Source organism: Streptococcus handemini (genome assembly GCF_040984445.1).
In the GTDB taxonomy this organism is placed as follows: domain Bacteria; phylum Bacillota; class Bacilli; order Lactobacillales; family Streptococcaceae; genus Streptococcus; species Streptococcus handemini.
This window is the reverse complement of the sequence record NZ_JBFRYH010000084.1, coordinates 1-7,458: the sequence shown is the minus strand read 5'-3', so window position 1 is coordinate 7,458 and position 7,458 is coordinate 1. Positions and strand designations below refer to the sequence as shown.

General features: G+C 44.0%; 4 protein-coding genes and 2 pseudogenes. All 6 read left to right on the top strand.

The window, feature by feature from the left end; all coding sequences use genetic code 11:
* A partial coding sequence (locus ABPH35_RS09895) for an ISAs1 family transposase (RefSeq protein ID WP_349988132.1) occupies positions 1 to 310 on the top strand: 310 nt, incomplete at its 5' end.
* Positions 311 to 639: 329 nt separating this feature from the next.
* Positions 640 to 720 (top strand): annotated as a pseudogene (locus tag ABPH35_RS09890) (GNAT family N-acetyltransferase); the annotation flags it as partial.
* A 13-nt stretch (positions 721 to 733) separates the two neighbouring features.
* Positions 734 to 843: pseudogene (locus ABPH35_RS09885) on the top strand (bleomycin resistance protein); the annotation flags it as partial.
* An 88-nt stretch (positions 844 to 931) separates the two neighbouring features.
* A complete protein-coding gene (locus ABPH35_RS09880) occupies positions 932 to 3,583 on the top strand; it encodes a valine--tRNA ligase (RefSeq protein ID WP_349989532.1) in 2,652 nt (883 codons plus the stop codon).
* Between the two features lie 203 nt (positions 3,584 to 3,786).
* Positions 3,787 to 5,523 carry an ABC transporter ATP-binding protein gene (locus ABPH35_RS09875; protein WP_349989531.1) on the top strand — a complete coding sequence of 579 codons (1,737 nt, stop codon included), beginning with the start codon at positions 3,787 to 3,789 and terminating at the stop codon, positions 5,521 to 5,523.
* An 8-nt stretch (positions 5,524 to 5,531) separates the two neighbouring features.
* Positions 5,532 to 7,310 (top strand): ABC transporter ATP-binding protein, encoded by a 1,779-nt coding sequence (locus tag ABPH35_RS09870; RefSeq protein WP_349989530.1) that lies wholly within the window; start codon positions 5,532 to 5,534, stop codon positions 7,308 to 7,310.
* Positions 7,311 to 7,458: the final 148 nt, after the last annotated feature.

The following is a 7,458-nucleotide window of genomic DNA, read 5'->3' as shown; positions in this document are numbered from 1 at the left end:
GACCAAGAGTAGTCAAGAGGGTGAAGAAACACGCTACTTTATCTTGAGTAGTCAGGTTAGTGCGAAGGAATTATGCGACTATGTACGAGGTCATTGGCAGATAGAGAGTATGCATTGGTTATTAGATATTGTTTTTCGAGAAGATGCGAATAAAACTTTGAACAAGCAGTTAGCGTTTAATTTGAATGTGATGGACAAATTCTGCCTAGCTGTCCTAAAACGGTTGGATTTTGGAAAGAAAATGAGCATGCGTCGTAAGAAATATGTCCTTAGTCTATCCTTTGACCAGTATTTAAAACGATTACTTTAAATCAAAAAAGTGTTTGAGGTAGAAAAAAGCCGAAGACCGTTTCATGCGTTTGTCGTGTTGGCAGAGAATTAACAATTGATTTTTAGAGTAAAACGTGATAAAATGACTGTAATTAGAGGTGTTTTGGATATGCATTTTACAGAAAGTGGCGGAGCTGAGAAATCCACAAGTGTCCCAAAACTGGTTGCTAATGATTTAGTATGAATACAATCAAGAGCGGATTTCGGTCCGAATTTGGGTGGTACCGCGGAAATTAGCACTAACTTTCGTCCCTGTCGTATGGCAGGGGCGTTTTTTGTGTCAGATGAAAGAAAGCGAGGCAGGTTATGATAAAGATTTTAGAAACTTATGACGGCAAATCCTTGCCAAAAGTGGAAACAGATCGTTTGGTTCTCCGCCAGCGAACGGTTGCGAGCGGACGGCGTACCCCTACTCTATGATGACCACTACCCGCACGCGGAGGACCAGACCACTACGCCGTCTTTTTTGAAGATCCAGATAGGGTGAAGTTGGAAGTGGTGTGGGAGGAGTAACGGAATACTATGGAACATCCGTAATAAATTAGGAGTGTAAAGTTTCAAACATTAACAACTAATATAGATAAATAAGAAAGGACAAATCATGTCAAAAGAACTATCACCAAAATACAATCCAGCCGAGGTTGAGGCTGGTCGTTATGCGAAATGGCTAGAGGCAGATGTCTTTAAGCCGTCAGGAGACGCAGAAGCAAAACCTTACTCAATCGTGATTCCACCGCCAAACGTGACGGGAAAACTTCACCTTGGACACGCCTGGGACACGACTCTTCAAGATATTATCATCCGTCAAAAACGGATGCAGGGCTTTGACACCTTGTGGTTACCGGGTATGGACCATGCTGGTATCGCAACACAGGCCAAGGTTGAGGAGCGCTTGCGCGAGCAAGGTATTACCCGCTATGACCTCGGTCGTGAGAAATTCTTAGAGAAAGTCTGGGAATGGAAAGACGAGTACGCTGCAACTATTAAGGAACAATGGGGCAAAATGGGCTTGTCGCTTGACTATTCGCGTGAGCGCTTTACCCTTGATGAAGGCTTGTCAAAGGCTGTTCGCAAGGTCTTTGTTGATTTGTATAAAAAAGGTTGGATTTACCGCGGGGAATTTATCATCAACTGGGATCCAGCAGCCCGCACTGCGCTTTCTGATATCGAGGTGATTCACAAAGATGTCGAGGGTGCTTTCTACCACATGAATTACATGCTTGAGGACGGCTCTCGCGCGCTTCAAGTTGCGACAACACGTCCTGAGACCATGTTTGGAGATGTTGCTGTTGCGGTCAATCCAGAAGATCCACGCTACAAGGACTTGATTGGGCAAAACGTTATCCTGCCGATTGTCAATAAAGCCATTCCAATCGTAGCTGATGAACATGCGGATCCAGAATTTGGTACAGGGGTCGTAAAAATCACTCCTGCCCACGATCCGAATGACTTCCTCGTAGGACAACGCCACAACCTCCCACAAGTCAATGTCATGAACGATGACGGAACGATGAACGACTTAGCAGGTGAATTTGCGGGAATGGATCGCTTCGAAGCTCGTAAGGCAGTCGTGGCGAAGTTAGAAGAGCTTGGTGCTCTTGTGGAAATCGAAAAACGCGTGCATTCTGTCGGACACTCTGAGCGTAGCGGTGCTGTTGTCGAGCCACGTTTGTCCACACAATGGTTTGTCAAAATGGATGAATTAGCTAAAAACGCCATTGCCAACCAAAAGACCGAAGATGAAGTGAAATTCTATCCACCACGTTTCAACGATACCTTCCTTCAATGGATGGAAAATGTCCATGACTGGGTGATTTCACGTCAGCTTTGGTGGGGACATCAGATTCCAGCTTGGTACAATGCGGAAGGTGACATCTATGTTGGAGAAGAAGCGCCAGCAGGTGACGGTTGGACACAGGATGAAGATGTCCTTGATACCTGGTTCAGCTCTGCTCTTTGGCCGTTTTCTACTATGGGATGGCCTGATGAAGACAGCGCTGACTTCAGACGCTACTTCCCAACCTCAACCCTTGTAACAGGCTACGACATCATCTTCTTCTGGGTATCACGGATGATTTTCCAATCCCTCGAATTTACAGACCGCCGTCCATTTGAAAATGTCTTGATTCATGGTTTGATTCGCGACGAGCAAGGTCGTAAAATGTCCAAATCTCTCGGAAACGGGATTGACCCTATGGATGTCATTGATCAGTACGGGGCGGATAGTCTCCGCTGGTTCTTGTCAAATGGCTCTGCCCCGGGTCAGGATGTCCGTTTCTCTTATGAGAAAATGGACGCATCTTGGAATTTCATCAATAAGATCTGGAACATTTCCCGCTACATTCTCATGAATAATGAGGGCTTGAGCCTTGCAGATGCGCGTGAAAATGTCGCAAAAGTAGCTGCAAGCGAGGCTGGAAACGTAACAGACCGCTGGATTCTCCACAACCTCAATGAAACCATTGCTAAAGTCACTGAAAACTTTGACAAGTTTGAGTTTGGAGTGGCAGGGCACATCCTCTACAACTTTATCTGGGATGAATTTGCGGACTGGTATGTTGAGTTGACCAAGGAAGTGCTTTATAGCGATAATGAGGCAGAAAAAGTCATGACTCGCTCCGTGCTTCTTTACACCTTGGATCAAATCTTACGCCTGCTTCACCCAATCATGCCGTTTGTGACGGAGGAAATCTTTGGGCAAATCTCAGAAGGAAGCATTGTAACGGCAAGCTACCCAGTGGTTCGTCCTGAGTTTGAAAATCTTGTAGCGGCAAATGGCGTAGAAGCGCTGAAAGACGTGATTCGTGCCGTGCGAAATGCTAGGAGCGAAGTCAATGTTGCCCCAAGTAAGCCTATTACGCTCTTGATTAAGCCGACTGATAGTCAGCTAGAAGAGTTCTTCAAGGCAAATGTCAACTACATCAAACGCTTCACCAATCCTGAGCATCTAGAAATTGACGGCAGTTTGACCGCACCAGAACTTGCCATGTCAAGCGTCATCACAGGAGCTGAAATCTATCTGCCTCTTGCAGATTTGCTTAATGTTGACGAAGAATTGGCTCGCCTTGAAAAAGAACTTGCCAAATGGCAAAAAGAACTCGACATGGTTGGTAAAAAACTCGCCAACGAAAAATTCGTTGCCAATGCCAAACCAGAAGTCGTCGAAAAAGAACGAGCAAAACAAACCGACTACCAAACCAAATACGACGCCACCGTCGCACGGATTGAAGAGATGAAGAAGCTGGTGAAATAAAGAGATAAAATAAACCCTGAGCAGAAAAATGCTTGGGAGTTTGGCAGAATGAAGAGATAATATGTTTGTTAAAAGATTGCAAAAGAGAGCCCTTTCAACCATTCCAGTAGTTGAGTTTCTTACCCAACTCTGCTATACTAAGTATAAATAAATCGAAAAAAGTGCTATCTAGTACTTTTTTCTTGTTATGAGAAGGAGGAGAAATGAACTATATCTGGTCTTATTTGAAAAAGTACCCCAAATGGTTGGTTTTAGATTTAATTGGGGCAATCTTTTTTGTAGTTGTCAATCTTGGTCTACCAACGGTTCTTGCCCGCATGATTGATGAAGGCGTCAATGATAGAAATACGGAGCGCTTGTATTTCTGGGCTGTGATGATGCTAGTTGTGATTGTTCTTGGAATATTAGGGCGTATCGTCTTATCTTATGCTGCTGGTAAATTAACGACTAGCATGGTCCGCGATATGCGAAACGACCTCTATGCTAAGTTGCAGGAATATTCGCATCATGAATACGAGCAAATTGGAGTATCATCCTTGGTGACACGGATGACTAGTGACGCCTTTGTTTTGATGCAGTTTGCAGAACAAGTCTTGAAATTAGGGGTCATTACTCCTTTGATGATGGTATCAAGTGTGATGATGATTTTCTTGACTAGCCCGTCTATGGCTTGGATTGTTGCTTCTGCCATGCCATTTTTGGCGCTTGTTGTGTGGTATGTGGCAGTGAAGACTCGACCGCTGTCGGAAAAACAACAGAAGACCTTGGATAAAATCAACCAATATGCACGAGAAAATGTGACTGGTTTGCGGGTGATTCGTGCTTTTGCACGAGAGGAATTTCAAGAAGAGCGCTTTGCGGAGCAAAATGACCTCTACGCTCAAAATTCCAATCGCTTGTTCAAGCTAACAGGTCTAACCGAGCCACTCTTTGTTCAGATTATCATTGCTATGATTGTCGCCATTGTCTGGTTTGCTCTAGCACCGCTTGGACGAGGGGACTTGCAAATCGGGGATTTAGTTGCCTTTATTGAGTACAGTTTTCACGCTCTCATGTCATTCCTACTTTTATCGAATCTCTTTACTGTTTATCCCCGGACAGCTGTGTCAAGTGAGCGTTTGAAGGAGGTTATGGATATGCCGATTTCGATTAGTCCAAATGAAGACGGGATTACGGAGACCGAGACTAAGGGTTATCTGGAGTTTGATAATGTGACCTTTGCCTATCCAGGAGAGACCGAAAGTCCAGTCTTGCACAATATTTCCTTTAAGGCAAAACCAGGTGAGACCATTGCCTTTATCGGCTCAACTGGTTCTGGAAAATCCTCTTTGGTACAGTTGATTCCACGTTTCTATGATGTGACGCTTGGAAAAATTCTAGTTGACGGGGTTGATGTGCGTGCTTACAATCTCAAGGCACTCCGTCAAAAGATCGGCTTTATTCCGCAAAAGGCTCTTTTGTTTACAGGAACCATTGCAGAAAATCTTCGATACGGAAAAGAAGATGCCAGTCATGAGGAATTGCATCAGGCAGCCGATGTGGCGCAGGCACGTGAATTTATTGAAAGTAAGGAAGAGCAATTTGAAACCCACTTGGCAGAAGGTGGTAGTAACTTATCGGGTGGGCAAAAGCAACGTTTGTCGATTGCTCGTGCGGTGGTCAAAGAACCCGATATTTATATCTTTGATGATTCTTTTTCAGCCTTGGATTATAAGACAGATGCGATTTTGCGTCGCCGTTTGAAAGAAGTAACGGGAAATGCGACTGTCTTAATCGTGGCTCAACGTGTTGGAACCATCATGGATGCTGATCAGATTATCGTGCTTGACAAGGGAGAAATTATCGGACGCGGTACGCATGAGGAACTCATGGAAAGTAATGATATCTACCGTGAAATTGCTAATTCTCAGCTCAATAGCCAATCATTAACAGAAGAATAGGAGGAAACATGAAACAATCATCTAGTTTTACTCGCTTATGGAGCTATTTAAAAGAATATAAACTGGCGCTTTTTGTAGCCGTTTTCCTCAAAATTCTGAGTGTTGTCATGAGTGTTTTGGAACCGTTTGTCTTAGGACTTGCGATTACCGAATTGACCAAAAATCTCATGGATATGGCAAAAGGTGTAGCAGGTGCAGGAATCAATGTGACCTATATTTTCTGGATTTTACTACTCTATTTCATCCGTGCGCTCTTTTATGAAATAGGGGCTTATTATTCCAACTATTTCATGACCAATGCGGTTCAGCAGACGGTTGCGGATTTGCGGAATGACTTGAGTCGAAAAATCAATCGGATTTCTGTCGCTTATTTTGACCAGCAGCAGTTTGGCGATCTTTTGGGACGCTTTACGAGTGATGTGGAGACGGTCTCAAATGCTCTCCAGCAAAGTGTGCTTCAGTTGGTGAATGCGGTGTTTACCATTACCCTTGTAGTAGCCATGATGCTCTTTTTGAACTTTAAATTGGCCTTGATTGTCATGATTAGCATTCCTCTGACTTACTTTGGTGCCCAGTTTATTCTCAAAAAATCGCAACCCTATTTCAAGGAGCAGGCGGCTATTTTAGGCCAGCTCAACGGATTTGTGCAGGAGAACTTGTCTGGCTTCAATGTCCTCAAACTCTATGGTCGTGAAGAAGCCTCAACAGAGGATTTTCAAACCATTACAGATCAATTACAACAGGTTGGTTTTAAGGCTAGTTTTATCTCTGGTTTGATGATGCCGGTTCTTCGTGCTGTGTCTGACTTGACCTATTTGATTGTAGCGGTTGTCGGTGGTTTGCAGGTCATTGCAGGGCGCTTGACAATCGGGAATATGCAGGCCTTTGTCCAATATGTGTGGCAGGTCAGCCAGCCGATTCAGACCTTGACCCAATTAGCAGGGCCTTTGCAGAGTGCCCAGTCGTCGCTTGAGCGGATTTTTCAAGTTTTAGATGAAGCAGATGAGCCAATGGAAGTGAAAGAAGAGTTGACGCATGATTTGACAGGTCAAGTCAGCTTCAAGCATGTGGATTTCCAATATGTAGAAAACAAGCCCTTGATTCGAGATTTTAATCTGGAAGTGAAACCAGGGGAGATGGTGGCGATTGTTGGACCAACAGGGGCTGGAAAGACAACGCTGATTAACCTCTTGATGCGCTTTTATGATGTGACCAGTGGAGCGATTACAGTGGACGGACATGATATTCACCATCTTTCTCGTCAGGAATACCGCCAGCAATTTGGTATGGTCTTGCAGGATGCTTGGCTCTATGAGGGAACGATCAAGGAAAATCTCCGTTTTGGAAATTTAGCTGCGACAGATGAGGAAATCATCGCAGCAGCCAAGGCCGCAAATGTAGACCACTTTATCCGCACGCTTCCTGGTGGTTACAACATGGAGATGAATCAAGAATCGAGCAATATCTCGCTTGGGCAAAAGCAACTTTTGACCATTGCACGGGCTCTTCTAGCAGATCCAAAAATCTTGATTTTAGATGAGGCAACGAGTTCGGTCGATACGCGTTTGGAACTTTTGATTCAAAAAGCTATGAAGAATTTAATGAAGGGGCGGACCAGTTTTGTCATTGCCCACCGTCTATCGACTATTCAAGAAGCTGATAAGATCCTCGTCTTGAAAGACGGCCAAATCATTGAACAAGGAAATCACCAGAGCCTTCTAGCTGATAGAGGTTTCTATTATGACCTATACACGAGTCAATTCGCTAAAAAAGAAGAAAGTGCCTAACAAAAAAGAGCCAGTTGGCTCTCAGATTGAAGACAAAGTCCATAGAATTCATTTTCTAAGGGCTTTTCTTTATAAATAGGAGTATAATGAAAGTATCTCATATGAGGAGGAGAAGAGCTATGCTTCATAAAGAACAACCAGAATATAA